Origin of the sequence: Pseudomonas sp. BP8, from assembly GCF_017875955.1 — a bacterium.
In the GTDB taxonomy this organism is placed as follows: Bacteria; Pseudomonadota; Gammaproteobacteria; order Pseudomonadales; family Pseudomonadaceae; genus Aquipseudomonas.
Genome location: NZ_JAGINK010000001.1, coordinates 3687017 through 3705367 on the forward strand (window position 1 = coordinate 3687017; position 18351 = coordinate 3705367).

An 18351-nucleotide genomic window follows, 5' to 3' on the forward strand; every position below is an offset into this window, starting at 1 on the left:
GCTAAATGCCACTTAGTCATCCCGCTGTCATCTACCTGTCGTATTTTCCCAGCACCACCCAGGGTCGGGAAAACCGCAGTGATCCGCCGCACACCCTCCTCCGCAGGCCTTCTGCCGCTTCTGATCTTGATGCTCTGCGCCGTCACCCTGGCGTTTCTCTGGGGTTTGCACGCCACCCAGAAAAACGCTGCGCGCCAGGACGCGCTAACGGCCAAGGCCGCTGAACACCTCAATCTGGCCAGTATCGTTGGCGAAAGCCTGCGGCAACTGGTCGACCGCGCACAGGCGGTCGGGCGCGTCACCCAGGATGACATCAAGGCCCTGCGCCAAGGCAACTTCAACCTGGCGCGGATCCTCGCCGAAGACCCGGTATTCAAGCGCATGAGCCTCTATGACCGACGCGGCCAGCTGGTCTCGGCCAGCCATGCCGACGAAGCCCAGCGTTTGCCCGAGGACTGGCTGGAGCAACTCAAGACGCATGTCTCGCGCTACGGTTTCAAGCCGTTCTTGCCGCGCATCGCGCCCAACAGCAACCCTTCAGCACTGCCCGACTGGCGCCTGCCCTTTCTGCTGCCATTGACCAACCTGCCGGGGCGCGAGATCGACGGCATCCTGGTCGTGCAGCTGGATATCGGTTACCTGGCAGTGTTGTTCCAGCATATCGATCTTGGCCGCAGCGGATTGGTACGACTGCTTCAGGACGATGGCCAGGAGCGCCTGCGCATCGACAGCAGCGGTGTGGTGGTGGCAGCGGATACGCTCGTTCCTACACTGCCGGACACCCCTCAAGAGGCAGGTGTCTTGACCCAGTACGCGTTCGACGGCCCTTACCAGAGCCTGTATCGACGGTTCGCCGACCGCGGCTTCAGCGTGGTGGTCAGCCAGCGCCACGATGAAATTCTCAGTCCCTCGGCACTGACCTATACCCGCCAGTTCTGGCTCAACCTGAGCATGACCCTGATGATCCTCGCCAGCCTGGCCTGGAGCCTGCGCCTGCTGGGCAAGCGCCAAGAGGCATTCAGCGCGCTCGAGCAGGCCCAGCAGGTCAACCAGGAGCTGATCGGCCGTCTCGAGGACGAACACCGGCGCAGCAGTCATGCTGCGGCCACCGATCACTTGAGCGGTCTGCTCAATCGCCGCCAGTTCGTCGAAGTGGCGGCCCAGACCCTCGCCCGGCAACGCGGCAAACGCCGGCTGCTGGCGATGCTGTTCATCGACATGGACCGTTTCAAGTCGATCAACGACTCGCTCGGCCACCGGATCGGCGACCTGCTCCTGCAAGCGGTGGCCGGGCGCATCCAGCGTCTGCTGGAAGACGGTGACGAAGCCTCGCGCTTCGGCGGCGACGAGTTCGTTGTGCTGCTGGCCGGCGAGCGCAGCGAAGAGCAGATCGACAGTTGGGTACGTAGCCTGGTCGCAAAGCTCTCTGCCACCTATTCACTCGACGGCCAGGAGGTCAATACCAGCCCCAGCGTCGGTGTCAGCATTTGTCCGCGGGACGGCCAGGACATCGATGCGCTGATCCGTTGCGCGGACGCCGCGATGTATTCGGCGAAACAGGCCGGCCGCGCTCAGTACCGCTTTTTCGACCCGTCGCTGAATGTCACCGACATCCACGCCTTTACCCTCGAACAGGCGTTTGGCACTGCGCTGGCGGAGCGCCAGTTCGTCCTTCACTACCAACCGCAGATTCGCCTCGACACCCTTCAGGTCCTTGGCTACGAGGCCTTGGTGCGCTGGGATCATCCCGAGTTCGGCTTGCTGTATCCGGACCGTTTCATTGACGTTGCCGAGCGCAGCGGGTTCATCGTCGAGCTGGGCTGGGAAGTGTTGCGCCTGGCCTGTGAAGAGCTGGTGAACTGGCGCGTGCGCGGTATCGATGCACGCCTGGCGGTCAATGTCTCAGCCCTGCAACTGCGCCAGGGCGATTTCAGCGAGCGCCTGCTTGCCGATCTGCGCCGCCTCGGCATCGATCCACAGCGCCTGGAGCTGGAAATCACCGAAACCACCGTCCTCGATCCCGAGGGCACCGCACTGGGCCACCTGCAGGATCTTCGTGACGCCGGTATTGGCGTCAGTCTGGATGACTTCGGCCGCGGCTATGCCGGTTTCGCTCACCTGCAATCGCTGCCCCTGAGCAAGCTGAAGATCGATCGCGCGTTGATCGCCCCACTGTGTAACAGCTATGACGACAGCCCGATCGTGTCATCGACCATCATTCTCGCCAAGCGCCTGGGGCTGGAGGTGGTCGCCGAGGGCGTTGAGACCCGTGACCAGGTGGTATGCCTGAAGCTGGCAGGCTGCGACATCGCCCAGGGCTACCACTTCAGCCGGCCGTTGTCGGTTGCTCAGCTTCACGACTACCCGCCGTTCAAAAGCGCGAATACGCAGGAATGCACTTTCGTATAGAGAACAAAGCCTGTAATTGCGGCGCCTACAGGTTTCTCTGAAGCCCCCGCTGGTTTATCGTGTCAGCTCATACCACAGCTGCGTCGCCGCCATGACCGATATCGAGCGCTACGTCCGCGCCGCCACTCGCGACAATACCCGGCGCAGCTACCAGGCCGCCATCGAGCACTTCGAAGTGCGCTGGGGCGGTTTTCTGCCGGCCACCGCCGACAGCATCGCCCGCTACCTCGTCGAGCACGCCGAACAGCATGCCGTGAGCACCCTGCGCCAACGCCTGGCCGCACTCAGCCAATGGCACGTCAGCCAAGGCTTTCCCGACCCGACCAAGGCCCCGCTGGTGCGCCAGGTACTGCGCGGTATCCGCACCCTGCACCCGGCGCCGCCCAAGCAGGCCGCACCGTTGCTGCTGCAGCACCTGCAAACTGCCGTTGCCCGCTTTGAAGAAGACGCCAGCCTGGCCGAGCAGAACCACGACCTGCCCACCCTGCTGCGCGCCCGGCGCGATGCGGCACTGCTGTTGCTGGGGTTTTGGCGAGGCCTGCGCGGAGATGAACTGGCGCGCCTGCGCATCGAGCATATCCAGGCTGAAGCCGGCGTCGGCCTGACCCTCTTCCTGCCACGCAGCAAGGGCGACCGCGAGGCGCTGGGCGTACAGCACCGTACCCCGGCGCTGAAGGCGCTGTGCCCGGTCAGCGCCTACCTGCAGTGGCTGCAAGTCGCCGGTATCGCCCACGGGCCAGTGTTTCGCAAGCTCGACCGCTGGGGCAACCTGGGCGATGCGCCGCTCAACAGCAATAGCCTGGTGGCGCTGCTGCGCGGCATGCTCGAGCGCGCCGGGGTGCCGGCGGCGCTGTACAGCGGCCACTCCCTGCGCCGCGGCTTCGCCACCTGGGCCACGGCCAACGGCTGGGAGTTGAAGTCACTGATGAGTTATATCGGCTGGAAAGACGCCAAGTCAGCGCTGCGCTACATCGATGCCGCGCAGCGTTTCGGCGACCTGGCGATGTTGCCGGCCAACCAAGCGCGCACGCTCATTCCTTGAACAGATGGCGGCGAATGCCGGGCACTTCCGGGCGAATCATGTACAGGTCACCGGCATCGGGATAGTCGACCAGTTGCGCCGGCGTCATGCCAAACCGTGCGGTGGTGATGTACAGGGTATCCAGGCCTTCCCCACCAAAACAGCAGCTGGTCGGCCGTGGCACGGGCATCAGCACCTGGTCGCTCAGGTAACCGTTGCGGTCATAGCGCAACAGGCAACTGCCATTGAACTGGCACACCCACAGGCCACCTTCGCGGTCCAGCGCAATGCCGTCCGGACGGCCAAGCTCGGCCGGCGTTTCGGCAAACAAGGTGACCTCGCCCAGCTTGCCGTCCGCCGAATAGGCCGCGCGGTAAATGGAGCGTGCCACGGAGTCGACGAAGAACAGCGTCTGCCCATCCTCGGACCAGGCCAGGCCATTGGGCAAGGACAGGTTGCGCTGGATCACCTGAGGGTGCAGTTCGTGATCGAAGCGGTACAGCGCGCCGGTCTTGCCACTCGGCCCCTCGTCCATCAAGCCGGTAACGAAATTGCCTTGCGGATCGCAGGCACCGTCGTTGAAGCGGTAGCTGGAACGATGATGCACCGGCGGCGAGTACTGGCGGACCTTGCTCTCGGCGACGTCGAGCAGGGCCACACTGGCGTCTTCGGTAAACATCAGGTTGCCCTGGTCGGTCAGCGCCAACGCACCGATGCGTGCGGCAGACGCGTAGACCTGATCGACATCGCCCTCACGGTTTAGCCGGTTGATACGGCCACCGGAGATGTCGACAAAGTACAACACGCCATTACGCGCATCCCACACCGGGCTCTCACCGAGGTCGGCGCGGGTGCGGGCGACCTTGGTCGGCTGGTAGTGGCATTCCTTGATCCGGCTCCAGCGTGCCGCTACTTCGTCGAGGCTGTCGGCCTGCACCCGGGCCAAGTCGCGCGGATAGGTCACGCCGCTGTTCTCGCAAAAACGGGTGGCCGTGAACTGGCCATTGCTGGCCCGCAGGATATAGCCGGTATCGCGGCACATGTCGCTGGCCAGATAGAGCATACCTGGGGTAACCCACTCGGGCTTGAGGTCTTCAGGCGGCTGGCTTACGCCCCACATGCGGGTCTTGGCCACGGGTGAAATCGCATTGACCAGGATGCCATGCTCCAGGCCTTCCATGCTCAGTGCGTTCATGATGCCGACCTGAGCCATCTTGCCGGCGGCATACGCCACCAGCCCAGGCTGCGCGTAGCGCTGGTACATGGCGCGGTCGGAAGTGGTCAGAACGATACGCGCAGCGCTAGAGCGCTTGAGGTGCTTCCAGGCATGCTTGGCCAGCCACACCGGCGCATGCACGCTGATGCCCAAGGCGCGCTCAAGAAAAGCCTCTTGCTGGTCCTCGATGTCCTGGTAGCCGACCCAACCGGCATTGTGAATGAGGATGTCGAGCGCGCCGAAGTGGGCAATCGCCAGCTCGACCAGTTGCTGGCAGCCGACTTCGTCATCCAGCCGGCCGATGTGCGCAATCACCTCGCCGCCTTCGGCTTGCAGACTGCGCACCACCTCAGTGACCAGTGCCTGATCCTCGCCCTCGCCAGCGCGGTCAGTCCCCAGGTCGCTGATCACCACGCGTGCGCCGCGGGCCAGTAGCGCCTTGGCGTAATCCAGTCCCAGGCCCTGGCCGCCGCCGGTGATAATGGCGACTTTGTTTGTGAATGACATCGTCGAATCCCCCGAATTCTTATTCACAAACGATAACAATAAAAAAATCAATGACTTAATACTAAAAGCATGCAACCTTGATATCTCCTGGATATCACCGGAGGTCACCATTCGCGTGACCGAGGCTTCAGGAGCTGCCCATTCAGATAGGCAAAGCCCCGTCCTAGAGGCTTCTGCACGGTCGAGCCACACTCTATGATGGCGCGCTTGCAGGCATCACCGGCGCCTGCTGTACACCCTGCACCAGTTCGACTCGATGTTGAGGAAGCGAGAATGATCGAGACACGTTTGCTCAGGCAATTTATCGCCGTGGCCGAGGAGCTGCACTTTCACAAGGCAGCGATTCGCCTGCACATGGCACAACCCCCCCTGAGCCAAGCGATCAACCGCCTTGAGGAAAAGCTTGGCTTCAGCCTGTTCCTGCGCAACAAGCGCGGGGTCAAGCTCACAGCGGCCGGCATGGCTTTCCTGGAAACCGCCTACCGCACCCTCAAGGAGCTCGAACAGGGCATCGAGTACGCGCGCAACGTGTCCGAAGGGGTATGCGGCAAACTGACCATCACGGCGATTTCCATCGCTTACTACGAATCGCTGCTCAACTCCCTGCGGCGTTTTCGCGACACTTATCCGAACGTCAAGCTGACCATCCGCGAGATGCCATCTGCCTCTCAGGCCGCGGCGTTGATGGCGGGCGAGGCGGATATTGCCTTCATGCGCAAGCTGCCGATGCCGCCGGATATCATCGAGTCGCGGCTGATCCTCAACGAGCAGATCGTCATGGCCCTGCCCGCCCATCATGAGCGTGCCCGGCAGTCGATGGTCGACCTGCGCGACTTTGCCGAAGAGGATTTCGTCTTTACCCCGCAAGCGCTGGGCAATGGCTACTTCAGCCAGCTGATGGCGTTGTGCGAAGCGGCCGGGTTCTACCCCAGGGTGGTCCAGGAAGCCTCGCAGATTCACACCCTGATCGGCCTGGTCGCCTGCGGTTTTGGCGTTGCGCTGGTGCCCGAATCCATCGCCCACTCGACCCTGCGTGACCGGGTGCTGTTCCGTCCGATCCGTCCGGTCAATGAACAGGCCAACCCGAGCATGGGCCTGTACATGAACTGGAACAGCCAGAACGCCTCCCCTGCCCTGGGCAGCTTCATCTCGATGCTCGACTTCGGCGCGCCCAAGCGTTTCAGCGACACCCTCCTGGACCTGGCCACCCAGGAGAGCATCGTCAACCGCGAACTACACCGTTAACCCATAGAGCCGCAGCCAGGCGTCCAACGCCAGTGCGGTTTCCAGGTTGTTGCGACGCAGCTGCGAGTTGAAGTACCCCTGCGCCTGGTTCAGCTGCGCGGCCAGCCGACCGCGGTCGATGACCGCAAACACCGGGCTGTCCGCCGTGCTCAGCAGCTGCTGGGTCCGCGCCCGCAGGTAGCGTTCATAGGCCAGGTTGGCCGACGTTGGATACGGGCTCTTCTTGCGCTGCAGCACCGACGGCGGCAGCAATTCGGCGCAGGCCTGTTTGAGCAGCCATTTCTCCTCGCCATCCTTGCCCTTGATCGACCAGGGCACGTTATGCACGTACTCCACCAGTTCATGGTCGGTATACGGCACGCGCACTTCCAGGCTGGCGGCCATGCTCAGGCGGTCCTTGCGATCGAGCAGGATCGGCAACCAGTGATGCAAGTGCAGGTGGCTGATCTCGCGCATGCGCCGCTCCTGCGGGCTATCGCCGGGCAGGTGTTCGACGCGGTCCAACGCCTGATGGTAGGCACTGTCCTGGTAGGCGGCAAAATCACATTGGCGGTTGAAGTCCGGATTGATCAGGTCGGCCTGCAGCAATTGCATGCGCGAAAGCCACGGCATGCGCGCAGCGGCAATCGCCTGCGGGTCGCGGAACCAGGCGTAGCCGCCGAAGACCTCGTCGGCCGCTTCGCCGGAAATCGCCACCGTGGAGTGCCGGCGGATGGCCTTGAACAGCAGGTACAAGGAGGTATCGACGTCGCCGAAGGTGGCCGCCGAATCGTTGGCCCGGTACACCGCTTCACGGGCCGGGTCGGCAACCAGTTCGCGGTTGTCGATGAGGATCGTCTGGTGCCGGCTGCCGATGAACTCGGCGGCCGCCAGCGCATACGGCTCGTCGCGTTCCGGGCGAAAGGCATCTGCCTGAAACTGCTCGGCCTGGCCGACGAAGTCGACCGAGAACGAATTGACCGTGGCACCCTGCTCAGCGTGCAGCTTGCGCTGAGCCATGGCGGTGAGGATGGTCGAATCGAGCCCGCCGGAAAGCAGCGAACACACCGGCACATCCGCGTAGAGTTGCTCGCCCAACGCATTGCCGAGCAGTTCGCGGGTGCGCTCGACGGTCGCCGCGACGCTGTCCTGGTGCTCGCGCCGCTGTAGCTGCCAATAGCGCCTGAGCTTCACCTGCCCCTGCGGCCGCCACGACAAGCAATGCCCCGGCGGCAACTCACTGATACCGCGAAACGCCGTACGCGCGGTGGCCCGCGACAGGCTCAAAGCATCCACCAGGCCGACCACATCCAGTGCTCTGGTGAAGCCTGGATGGGCCAGAATCGCCTTGATCTCCGAGCCGAACAGCACGCCCTGGCCCTGTCGGGCGTAATACAGCGGTTTCACCCCAAGGCGGTCGCGCACCAGCATGAAGTGCCCGTCGCGGGCGTCGAACACGGCGAAGGCAAACATGCCCGACAGGTAGTCGCAGCAGTCCTCGCCCCACTCCAGGTAGGCGTGCAGCACCACCTCGGTGTCGCTGCGGGTCTGGAACTGGTGGCCCGCCAGGCGCAGGCGCTCGCGCAAGGCATCGTGGTTATAGACCTCGCCGGTGTACACCAGGGCAACTTCTTCACCGCTGGCGAAGCGGTAAGTCATCGGCTGCACGCCGCCAGCGAGGTCGATGATCGCCAGTCGCCGATGGCCCAGCAGCGCATGCCGGTGGCGCCAGCTACCGCTGGCATCCGGGCCACGCAGCGCGAGGGTATCGGTCATGGCACCGAGGGTGCTGAAGTCTTGCGAAAGGTCGCGGGTGAAGTCCACCCAACCGGTAATTCCACACATGATCGCTTCTCCTATGCGCCCTGCCGGTCGGCCGGCACCTCGCCAACCAGCGCCTGCAGGCGCTTGGCGATATCCAGCAACTGCCGCTCGCTGTCGCGCCGGCCCATGATCTGTACGGCCAGTGCGGCCTTGCCGTCAGTGCTCTGGGTGATCGGTACAGTGATCGCCGGCAGGCCACTGAAGCTGGCCAGCGGGGTGAAGCTGATCTTCTGCGAATAGTCGCTGTCTGCCGGTGACGGAATGGTCGAATCACCGGGCTGCGGGTCACGCCGGTCAAACGGCCGGTTCGGGTCCATCGGGAACACCACGAAGTCGACCTGGGCTGCATCGAACCAGGCATCGATACCGTCCCGGACCTGATCCATGCGCTGGTGGATCTGCTGGTATTCGCTGTCACTGACGCCAGCGCCGACCGCCAACGCACTGCGCGTCGACCAGTGCAGTTCACAATCGAAGGTCTGCTGCCAGGCCGCCGAGGCCAGCCAGGCATCACGGGCACACAACTGCCAGGCATCGCCACGGCTGGCCCACAATTCAGGCATCGCGACCTCGCACTGAGGCATGTCCAGGTCAGCCACGGCCGTGCGGACCTGGTCGAGCATGGCGAGCATCTGCGCGCTGGTCAGGCCTGGTTCATGCACATGGCTGAGGAAGCCGACTCGATACTGTTGCTTGAGTGGCTGCTGCTCGCCGAGCAGCCCTTCGATGCCCAACAGCGGCAAGATGAAATCGAGGTCGTCGGCGCTGCGCGCCACCCAGCCAAGGGCATCCATGCGTGGTGACAGCGGAAACACGCCAGCCAGGCTCTGCGCCTTGTGCGTCATGCGCAGCCCGACCATGCCGCAATGCGAAGCCGGCCAGCGCACCGACCCGAGTACATCGGTACCCAGCGAGATATCGCACAGCCCTGCCGCGACCGACACCGCCGATCCGGTGCTCGAGCCTGAGGCGTCGATGCTGGGGAAGCGCGGGTTACGACAGCCGCCACCAAAGGCAATGTTCAACTCGGTAGTGGTGACCTTGCAGGTCAGGCCGACCCGCGGGTCGAGCCTGGTCAACGCTTCGGCGCTGCGGGCCGGGTAATGCCGGTAGCTGCGCAGGCCCAGGCGGGTCGGCAAGCCGGCAACATCGACCGTGTCCTTGACGCCCAGGCGGTACCATGGCGCCTCTATTGCACGTGTGCTGACCAGGCAGCGGTAGTCGTTGTCGGCATGCTTGTACCACTGCTCGTATTGCGCCGCCCATTCGATAGCGAGGGCCGGCTGGGTTTCAAGCCGCGCGTGACGTTCACGCAGGCTTAGCGCGAGGTAGTCTGGCTGCGCCTGGCCAAGCGAGGGGTCGGCGCCGCAATCGGCCAGGTAGGTGTTGATGGCATCTTCGGTTTTAACAGGGGACATTGGTGTATTCCTTGACAGTAAATGAAGCCGCCCAGGGTTGCGGCTTACCAGTGGCAGACAGGGGCAGTTGCTCGACCCGGCGCACCGCGACCGGCCTTGGCGTACCCGGCGGCAGCGACCTGAAGGCGTCCAATACCGCGCTTTCGGTCAATGACGGCGAACTGAACAGCACGTGATACGCCTCGGCGCGCAGCGGATCGCGCACGGGCACACAGGCCAGCGACGGGCAGCCAAGGCGCATGCCCAGTTCACTGCCGAGCCTGGCCAAGTCGACCCGCAGGCCATTGACCTTGATCAGGCTGCTGGCCCGCCCCAGCCACTGGAAGCGGCGCGCGTCCAGCACCTGGACCACGTCGTCGCAGCGGTGACTGCTCGCCGCGTGGTCCTGGCCCTGCTCAAGGGCGATGCGCGGGCTGGCGATTTCGAGCGGCGCCGCCTGGCCAACCGGCGTGAGCAATTCGACATCGTCGAGCAAGCTCCACGGCTGATCAGCGCTACTGCTCGCCTGCCATTCGCGAAAGGCCATGGCGCCGGTTTCGGTAGCGCCAAGCAGCTCGACGAAACGCACCTGCGGCCCCGCATGCTGGTGCACCGTCGACAGTGCATCAGGTGGCAGCAGCGACGCGCTGTGCAGCACCAGCACCTGGCGGCCGGCCAGCCTCGCCAGCAAGCCCGGCAACAGCCGCCAGGTGCTGGCGATGGCCAGGATCACGCAGTGCCCGTTGCCCTCCAGTTGCGGCAAGCGCTGCTGCTCGAGCGAACAGAACTGCACCGGCACGCCCATCACCCGTGCGCCGGTCTCGCCAAGAATCTGCCCATAGCTGTGGCTGGCTGGGGCGAACGCGATGATCTCGCTGACGCCAGGCGCCCAGCGTTGGTAGATCAGCCGCGCCTCGTCCTCCATCTGCTCCCGGCTGCGCAGCCATTGGCGCGGCGTCCCGGTCGAGCCTGAGGTGTGAAACACCAGGTGGTTGTTCACGCGCGCGCCTGCAGGGTGAGTTGATCCTCGACTTTTTGCGCGACGAAACGCTCCATCTTGTCCAGGGTCTCGAACCAGAAGCGAACGTCGTCACTGAGGTAGTCCACTTCAATGGCGAAGCAGTCCTCGATTGCGGTAATCACCTCAACAGCCATCAGGCTGTCGAAGCGCTCACCGATAAAGTCGCGAAAACTCGCCTGGCGGTCGATGCTGTTGACGTCCGGACCGAGCAGTTGCTCAAGGGTGTGGCGAATGCGCTGTTCAATGGAAAGGGTATTCACGAGCCTGTGCTTCCTTGTTGAGAGCCTGCGTTGATCAGTGAGGTACCCGCGCTGTAGAACACCTGTTCAGGCGCGATCGGGTCGAATTGCAGGTAGATGAATGCATCGCTGTAGCTGCCCCGCAGCGCGCTGTACAAGCCGTCTGCAAGCGCTTGTTGGGCGGCGCCGTCGCGTTCTTCCGAGAGCGTGATGCGCACATGAAACTGCGCCGGTTTGCCGTGGCGGTCGACGCTCGGCAAGGGCATGCCTGCGCTGAACACGCAGTCCAGCGGCAACGGTGCAAAAAACACCATGCAATGCGCAGGGTCAGCGCCCAGGCCTTTCAGCACGCGGGTAAAACCAAGGGCGATACGCTTGCGCTCGATCAGCGCCAGGGGCGCACAAGCGACGGTGATGGTTGGCATGTGCCGTTCCTTACGACAGGTGAAGGTTGGGTAGCTGCTGGCGGCTGCCATTGACCCACGCCAGCAGCAGCCGGCCGAGGCATGCCGACATGGCGTTCTGGCCTTCGAGGTACAGCGGCGACCAGGCATAACCCTGCTCGGTAGCCACCTTGTCGAGGAAGAAGCGCAAGTGCGCGGTATCCACCGGCAGTTCCAGCGCGAGTGACAAGGCCACGGCCTGGTAGGTGCTGAGCAGGTCCGGGATGCGTTGGCCCTGATTGGCAAATCCGCCCTGGCGTACCTTGTGTGCAGCCAATAGCGTCGCGGCCTCATGCTTAACCTGGTGACCCAGGTAGGCGAGGCAGCTCAAGGCCTGCAGGCCTGCACGCAATGACGACTGACCGCGTGGGTAGCCGGCATGGACCACTTGTCCACCCTCGTCGCGGCGACAACGGGCAATGAAACGCTGCAGGCTGTCCAGGTCCACCCCGGCGTTGTCGTCCAGGCGTTGCAGGATCGCTACCGCCGAAGCGGTGGAGACCATGTCCGAGCCGCGCCCTTCCCAAAAACCGAAACCGCCGTCCGGGTTCTGCAACGAGGCCAACCAGCGGCCTATGGCCTGGCGTGCCCGCGGCTGCTCGGCAAATGCCCCGGCAGCCAGGCCCCAAGCGGTGCAGCGCACCTCGGCGCCGCGCCCGGGCATGTACATGATCCCGGCTTCGTTGGGCATCTGGCAGCCTTCGATCCAGCGCACTGCAGCGGCGCGATCGGTGCCTGTCAGGGCCTCGCCGAGGATGCTCGAAGCGGTGCTCAAGACATCAGCGGCGCCGCCCAGCTCGCGGTAGGTATAACCACCTTGCGGCAGGCTCAAGGTGGCGATGAACGCCGCGACCGGGCCAGCCAGGTACTCGACCGGCTCGGCCAGTGCCTTGAGCGAACCGACGGCGCAGAACACCGCCCAGACATCCTCGCAGTCATAACCGTGCCAACGTACGAAGCCGCCCGCAGGGCCACGCAGCCCTTCGATCCAGCTGACGCAGCGCGGTCTGTCCAGGGGTTGCGCGCCGAGTTCGGCCAGGCTCGCGGTGGCGCGGTAGGTCGCCCACAGGCACGGAGAATCTGCCGACTCACTGAAACGAAAGCCACCTTCCGCCGTCTGTTGCGCCTGCAACCAGGCGATCAACCGCGCCCGGTCCCAGGCCGGCGCACGCAGACCGGCCCGCTGCAGGGCGCGCGCGGCCATCACCCCATAGAAGCAGGCCCGGCTATCGGCTACATCGCGTTGGGCGAAATCAGCCGACCAGCTCAGGCCGCCGTTGGCGCATTGCAAGCCTTCCAGCCAGCTATACAGCGCCTCGGCATGCTGCACCTGGCCTTGGCAGACCTCGAGCAAGGTGCGCAGCGCATAGTGGGTGGCCCAGGCATCGGCAGTCTGCCCTGGGCACATGGCGTAGGCGTCGCCGTCAAACAGGGTGTGGAGCCACTCGGCAGTGGCCTCACGGCGGTCTATGGCGAGGCCGAGATCCTTCAGGGTCTCACTGCAATAGAACGTCGCCCAGGCATCCGAGGGCATGCCCTTGCTCCAGGCGTAGCCGCCATCGCGGTTGCGCCGCGACTGAATGTAGCCTTGCAGTTGCGGCACATCGGCGCTGTCGAGGCGCTCGATCCAGGCCAGGCTGCGGACGGCCGCGTAGGTGCACCAGAGATCGGGCTGATGGTTGCCCTGGCCCTGGCCTTGGGGAAAGCGTGGCGGTTGCAGCACAGGCTCGCTCATGGCTGGCCCCCGACGAAGCGCAGGTTGGTCTTCTTCCAGCTCTTCTGCGAGGCGCCGCTCTTGTTCAGCGCCGAGAGGTTGTTGACGAACAGGATGCGGCTCCAGCGCAGGCGCATGTGTGCTTCGGAATGCGCTTGCAGGCGCGCTTGCAGGGCGGCTTCCTGGCTGCTGTCCCAGACCACGTCGCGTTCCAGAATCAACGCGGCCGTGTCGTTGTCACGGTCGACTTCGATCATGTAGCCAGTGGCATCGCAATTGCCGTAGACCACCTCCTCCACGGCACGGATTTCCAAGGGCACGCCGCTGACGACGATGCTGTCATGGTCGCGACCGTTGACCAGCAGGGTCGGGCTGAGCAATCCGGGGGTGCATTCGCTGGTGATCGTGACGCTGTCACCGGTATCCAGGCGCAACAGTGGCCGCGCATAGAGGTTCAGCGGCGTCACTACCAGACGGCCGGTCAGGGCGCGTGCGGGGGGCACCAGACGACCGTCCGCCAGCAGCAGTTCGAAGTAGTTGGTGGCGGTGGCCAGGCGCATGACCCGGTCTTCGCCGACTGCGGCCAGGGTGCCGGTCTCGGTACTGCCGTAGCTGGCGTCGAACACCTCACACTGCCACCAGCGCGCCAAGCGCTCACGAAACGGCAGGGTATTGACCTCGCCGAGCAGCATGATCGAACGCACCGACTGGGCAAAGCCATCGAGCATCTCGCGCTGCTTGAGATACCGGGTCAGCTGCACCAATACGCCTGGGGCGATAAACAGCACGGTGGGCTGATAGGTGGCGAAGGTGGTGCACACCCGCTCCCAGTCGGTGATACCCGTGGTGAACGGATACAGCCGCACGTGAGAGACATCCAGGTATTCGCACACATTGGCGATCAGGTCGCCGACCGGGACGATGTCCGAAGGCATCAGGTTGGCCACCCGCGCGCCACGTTGCAACACTGATTGCCAGTGGCTGGCGACGCTGATGGCGTTCCAGATGATGTCCTGCTTCAAACGTGGCGTCGGCGTCGGCTCGCCGGTGGTGCCGGTGGTGGCGTAGTACTTGGCCGCCTGGCCCAGGCTGACCGTGCAGAAGTCCAGTGGCCGAGCCTTGAGGCTGGCCTTGGGCGTGGGTGGCAGCTGCTCGAAAGCGGCCAGGCTGAATGGGCCGAGGTCGGCATAGTAGGCGCCGCCGCGGGCGCGCTCCCAGGCCGCCTGCAACTTGCCGGTGTAAAAAGTCTGATCAGGCAGTTGCCCGAACTGCTGTCGAAGTTCGCCCTCGGCGTCCTTGACGGCAGCGTAGTCATTATCCGTGTGAACCAACATCGACCCGCCCCTCTCGTATAAGTCGCGACGAGAATTGGCGAGAGCCTGCGCTGAGTAAAATATTATTTTCGACCCCACGGTGATAGTCGAAAAGTATTAGTTGGCTTTGAAATTCAAGGATTTACAGTAGCTGTGGGGCAACCGCAAGGAGCATCCCCCGTCGCCACAGGGGTTAACACTGGGTATCACATAAAGACATTTATTGTATTTCCCAAGCACGGCCCCACTGCCCACTATCGGCGCCACCTGCAGCACTTGGCAGGACGAGCACGCCTGGTGCAAACACCGTGCAGCAGCGGTTCCAGGCGCCGATTAACCTGTTACGTCACTCATGGATGAGTCGGATACCGCAATGCCTATTGTCATCTACGTGTTTTCGCTGTGTACCTTCACCTTCGGCTTGTCCGAATTCATCGTCGCCGGGCTGGTCTCGGCGATGGCCGACGACCTCGGCAGCTCGTTGACCTCGGTGGGCTCTGCAATTGCTGCCTATGCCCTGGGCGCGGCCATTGGCGCGCCGATCCTGACCGCCTTGCTGGTGAGCTGGCGTGACCGCTCGGTGCTGCTGTTGACGCTCGCCGTACTGAGCCTCGGTAGCCTGCTGCTGGCCAGCCTTGATCAGTTACTGCTGGTGCACTTGTTGCGCTTCGTTATCGGCCTGGCGCATGGGGTGTTCATGGCGGTGGCGTCCAACGTTGCGGTAAAGCTGGTAGACCCGGCGCGGGCCGGGCGAGCGCTTTCGCTGGTGTGGCTCGGGCTGACCCTGGCGCTGGCACTGGGGGTGCCGCTGGGCACGGTGTTGGGCAGCTTCTGGACCTGGCGGGCAATCTTCGTCGTACTCGGTGTGCTGGGGATTTTCAGCCTGCTCGGGTTGATGTGGCTGATGCCGCGGGCGGCGCAGCCGCTGCGGGTTGCGGATGGCGGCCGTTTGGCGGGGTTGAGGGCTGTTGGCCAGCGGCCACTGCTGATGGCGGCCGCAGTGGCCATGCTGGTCAGCGTCGCGGTGTTCTCGTTCTTTACCTATGTGTCGCCGTTTCTGCTTGAGATCACCCAGGGTGGGCTGCGCTTGCTTGGCCTGGGCATGCTGATGTTTGGCGGCTGCACCATCCTTGGCAACCTGCTTGGCGGCTACGCAGCGGATCGCTTCGAGCCCGGCCGCAGCCTGATGATCGCCTTGGCCCTGCTGACCGCGACGCTGGCCCTGCTGTATGTCATGCAACAGTCTGCAGGGTCAGTACTGGTGCTGCTGGGGGTGTTGGGGGCGGTGTTTTTTGCCATCGTTACCCTGTCGACCTTGCGCCTGCTCAACCTGGCCAAGGCGCTCGCACCAGAGGCCACTGGCGTGGCGTCCGGGCTGAGCATTGCCGCCTTCAATCTGGGCACCGCGCTGGGTGGGGGACTGGGTGGCTGGTTGATCGAGCGGGTGGGCTTGGCCTACCTACCGCTGGCAGGCGTCGGCGCGGCGTTGCTGGCCATGCTGGTGCTGGCCGGGCAAACCGAGCCGGCCCCCAGCCTGGATGCCGAGCCCGAACAGCAAAATTGAGCCTCAACCCTGCCGGGCGCAGTGCCAGAGCCGGGCAATGTCACTCGCCCGGGCGTGGAGCAAGGCCGGTGCATCGGTACAGGCCTGCTCCAGGGTCATCGGCCCGCTGGCCAGGGCGAACGCAGCATCGATGCCGTGGGCGTAGAGCTGCTGATAGCCTTCTCCCAAGGTCCCGGCGAGCACCACCACCGGCACCGCGTGCCGCTTGGCGACCCGCGCCACACCCATGGGAGTCTTGCCACGCAGGGTCTGCGCGTCGAAACGGCCTTCGCCAGTGATCACCAGGTCGGCGCCCTGCACCAGCGCATCGAGGCCGGCCAGCTCTGCCACCACTTCCACCCCAGGGCGGAAGCGCGCGCCCATGAACGCCTTGGCAGCGAAACCCATGCCGCCGGCAGCGCCACAACCGGGAAAGTCCCGCACATCCTCACCGAGCAACTGCGCGCAGTGGTCGGCAAAGTGGCCGAGGGCCTGGTCGAGGGCCTGCACCTGTTGCGCACTGGCACCTTTCTGCGGGCCGAAAATCGCCGAAGCGCCGTTCGCACCGCACAGCGGGTTATCGACATCGGCCGCCACTTCGACCTGCACTTCCGCCAACCGTGGGTCAAGGTCACTGGCGTCAATACGGGCCAGTCGGGCCAGGGCCAGGCCGCCTTCCTCCAAGGCTTGGCCATCAGCGTCGAGCAGACGCAGGCCCAAGGCGCGGAGCATGCCGCTACCGCCATCGTTGGTGGCACTGCCACCGATGGCCAGGACGATCCGCTGTGCGCCGGCGGCCAGCGCGCTGGCAATCAGCTCGCCAGTACCCCAGGTACTGCTGCGGCAGGCATCGCGCTGGCCGGTCGGCACCAGTTGCAAGCCACTGGCCTGGGCCATTTCGATGATCGCCGTGCGGCTCTCGGCGAGCCAGCCCCAGCCTGCTTCGGCGCGGCTGCCCAGCGGGCCACGGACCGTTTGCCGGCGCAACTCACCCTGGCTCGCGGCAAGGATCGTCTCCATGGTGCCCTCGCCGCCATCGGCCATCGGGCATTCGACGTACTCGGCATCTGGCCACACCTCGGCCAGGCCACTGGCAATCGCCCTGGCGACACCGGCGGCATCGAGGCTGTCCTTGAACGAATCGGGGGCGATAACGATTTTCATGGGGATTCTCCTGATCCAGATAGGTGCATGCTGACAGCCTCGCAGGCCTTGGGCCTCAGTCGGATGCACAAAATCGCGACCAGCTTGATTGGGCAAATGCCTTTGGCGAGCCCCTCAACCCTGTAGGAGCGGGCTTGCCCCGCGAAGAGGCCGCCACTGATACCCACGCCACCGACTCACTCCACCGGCAACAACTGCAACCCCAGGTACAGGCTCAACATCCCCTCCAGCCGCTGTGGGTCCACCTCGCCCAACTCGGCAATCCGCTCCAACCGATAACGCAAACTGTTGCGATGGATACCCAGCGCATCGGCGCAGGCCTGGCTCTGCCCGTCATGCGCGCACCACGCGCGCAGGGTGGCAAGCAACTGGCCACTGGCGTCCTTGGCCCGAATCCGTTGCAGCGGCTCCAGTAATTCGTCCAGCGCATCATCGTTGCGATGACGCCAGAGCAACGCCGGCAACCGATAGCGGGCCAGGCTCAACAAGCGCTCGCTCGGCAGCACCTCGCGGCCATAAGCAAGCAGGTCACGCACCCGCCGGTAGCCGCGGCGCAACTGCTCCAGGCTCTGCGCCGCCTGCCCCAGGGCGACCCGCTGCACCTGCCAGCCGTGGCGCTGCAGGCGCTCGAGCAAACGCTGGTCATCCAGCACCACCCCGGCCGGTCGACACCACAGCAGCGACTGCCGCGCAGGGCTGACACACCAACTGTCGGGATAGCGGCTCATCAGCCACGCCGACAATGCTTCAGCGGGCGGCCCCGACTCCAGCTCGAACAGGTACGGTACCCGCGCCAATTGCGGCTTGAGCCCCAGTTGCTGGGCTTCATCGAGCAACCGTGTGGAGTCGCCACTGCTCCCCAGCAGCAACGCCAGCAGGTCATCACAGCGCTGACGCCGCCACTGCTGTTCAACCTGCAAATGACGCCGGGCGAGGAGCATCTCGGCCGTCATCCGCACCAGCTCGCCAAAGGTGCGCAGCTGTTGCGGGTCGCCGGTCAGCCCGAGCACGCCGATCAAGCGCCCATCAAGCATCAGCGGCAGGTTGACGCCCGGTTGCACGCCCTTCAGGCACTTCGCGGCGTCGACGTCCAGTTCGACGATGCGCCCGTTGGCCAGCACCAGTTGCGCGCCTTCGTGGCGGGTGTTGATCCGCTCCGGCTCGCCACTGCCGAGAATAAGGCCCTGGCTGTCCATGACATTGACGTTGCACGGCAGGATGGCCATCGCCCGATCGACGATGTCCTGTGCCAGGTCATGGTCCAGTTCGAACATTCAAGAATCCTTGCGGTGGTAGGATTTGGGCCGTGGCACAGC

The 18351-nt window shown here is 64.5% G+C and carries 14 protein-coding genes and 1 pseudogene; 4 read left to right on the top strand and 11 right to left on the bottom strand.

Annotated elements, in window-relative coordinates; genetic code table 11:
- Window positions 1–78 precede the first annotated feature (78 nt).
- Complete coding sequence (locus J3B00_RS16260; RefSeq protein ID WP_209868700.1) at window positions 79–2409, top strand: EAL domain-containing protein; 2331 nt, start codon at window positions 79–81, stop codon at window positions 2407–2409.
- A 91-nt stretch (window positions 2410–2500) separates the two neighbouring features.
- Window positions 2501–3451: a site-specific integrase gene (locus J3B00_RS16265; protein ID WP_209868702.1), complete on the top strand. Its 951-nt coding sequence runs from the start codon at window positions 2501–2503 to the stop codon at window positions 3449–3451.
- Here J3B00_RS16265 and J3B00_RS26690 read toward each other — a convergent pair.
- Window positions 3441–4493 (bottom strand): SMP-30/gluconolactonase/LRE family protein, encoded by a 1053-nt coding sequence (locus J3B00_RS26690; protein ID WP_245362831.1) that lies wholly within the window; start codon window positions 4491–4493, stop codon window positions 3441–3443. The two genes, J3B00_RS16265 and J3B00_RS26690, sit on opposite strands and share 11 nt — an antisense overlap.
- A gap of 63 nt (window positions 4494–4556) precedes the next feature.
- Window positions 4557–5264 (bottom strand): annotated as a pseudogene (locus J3B00_RS26695) (SDR family oxidoreductase); the annotation flags it as partial.
- A 162-nt stretch (window positions 5265–5426) separates the two neighbouring features.
- On the opposite strand from J3B00_RS26695, the gene J3B00_RS16275 reads away from it, so the two are divergent.
- Complete coding sequence (locus tag J3B00_RS16275) at window positions 5427–6398, top strand: LysR family transcriptional regulator (protein ID WP_209868714.1); 972 nt, start codon at window positions 5427–5429, stop codon at window positions 6396–6398.
- Here the strand turns inward: J3B00_RS16275 and asnB are convergent.
- Genes asnB through J3B00_RS16310 form a run of 7 tightly spaced genes read right to left on the bottom strand, consistent with a single transcriptional unit; the run spans window position 6387 to window position 14349 of the window.
- Window positions 6387–8222, bottom strand: a complete 1836-nt coding sequence (gene asnB / locus J3B00_RS16280) for an asparagine synthase (glutamine-hydrolyzing) (protein ID WP_209868716.1) — start codon at window positions 8220–8222, stop codon at window positions 6387–6389. The genes J3B00_RS16275 and asnB overlap by 12 nt on opposite strands.
- Before the next feature lie 11 nt (window positions 8223–8233).
- Window positions 8234–9619: an amidase gene (locus tag J3B00_RS16285; protein WP_209868719.1), complete on the bottom strand. Its 1386-nt coding sequence runs from the start codon at window positions 9617–9619 to the stop codon at window positions 8234–8236.
- Window positions 9606–10598 carry an AMP-binding protein gene (locus J3B00_RS16290; RefSeq protein WP_209868721.1) on the bottom strand — a complete coding sequence of 331 codons (993 nt, stop codon included), beginning with the start codon at window positions 10596–10598 and terminating at the stop codon, window positions 9606–9608. The genes J3B00_RS16285 and J3B00_RS16290 overlap by 14 nt, the downstream gene beginning before the upstream one ends.
- On the bottom strand, window positions 10595–10879 hold the full coding sequence (locus J3B00_RS16295; RefSeq protein WP_209868723.1) for an acyl carrier protein: 285 nt from the start codon (window positions 10877–10879) through the stop codon (window positions 10595–10597). The genes J3B00_RS16290 and J3B00_RS16295 overlap by 4 nt, the downstream gene beginning before the upstream one ends.
- Window positions 10876–11283 (bottom strand): hypothetical protein, encoded by a 408-nt coding sequence (locus J3B00_RS16300; RefSeq protein ID WP_209868725.1) that lies wholly within the window; start codon window positions 11281–11283, stop codon window positions 10876–10878. Before J3B00_RS16300 ends, J3B00_RS16295 begins: the two co-directional genes overlap by 4 nt.
- Before the next feature lie 10 nt (window positions 11284–11293).
- Window positions 11294–13036, bottom strand: a complete 1743-nt coding sequence (locus J3B00_RS16305; RefSeq protein ID WP_245362574.1) for a prenyltransferase/squalene oxidase repeat-containing protein — start codon at window positions 13034–13036, stop codon at window positions 11294–11296.
- Window positions 13033–14349 carry a phenylacetate--CoA ligase family protein gene (locus J3B00_RS16310; RefSeq protein WP_209868727.1) on the bottom strand — a complete coding sequence of 439 codons (1317 nt, stop codon included), beginning with the start codon at window positions 14347–14349 and terminating at the stop codon, window positions 13033–13035. Before J3B00_RS16310 ends, J3B00_RS16305 begins: the two co-directional genes overlap by 4 nt.
- 352 nt (window positions 14350–14701) lie before the next feature.
- Here J3B00_RS16310 and J3B00_RS16315 point away from each other — a divergent pair, with 352 nt between their 5' ends.
- Window positions 14702–15892, top strand: a complete 1191-nt coding sequence (locus J3B00_RS16315) for an MFS transporter (RefSeq protein WP_209868729.1) — start codon at window positions 14702–14704, stop codon at window positions 15890–15892.
- Between the two features lie 3 nt (window positions 15893–15895).
- Here the strand turns inward: J3B00_RS16315 and J3B00_RS16320 are convergent, their stop codons facing one another.
- Window positions 15896–17035, bottom strand: coding sequence for a glycerate kinase (locus J3B00_RS16320; protein WP_209868731.1), 1140 nt, complete (start codon window positions 17033–17035; stop codon window positions 15896–15898).
- A gap of 176 nt (window positions 17036–17211) precedes the next feature.
- Window positions 17212–18309: a sugar diacid recognition domain-containing protein gene (locus J3B00_RS16325; RefSeq protein ID WP_209868733.1), complete on the bottom strand. Its 1098-nt coding sequence runs from the start codon at window positions 18307–18309 to the stop codon at window positions 17212–17214.
- Window positions 18310–18351: the final 42 nt, after the last annotated feature.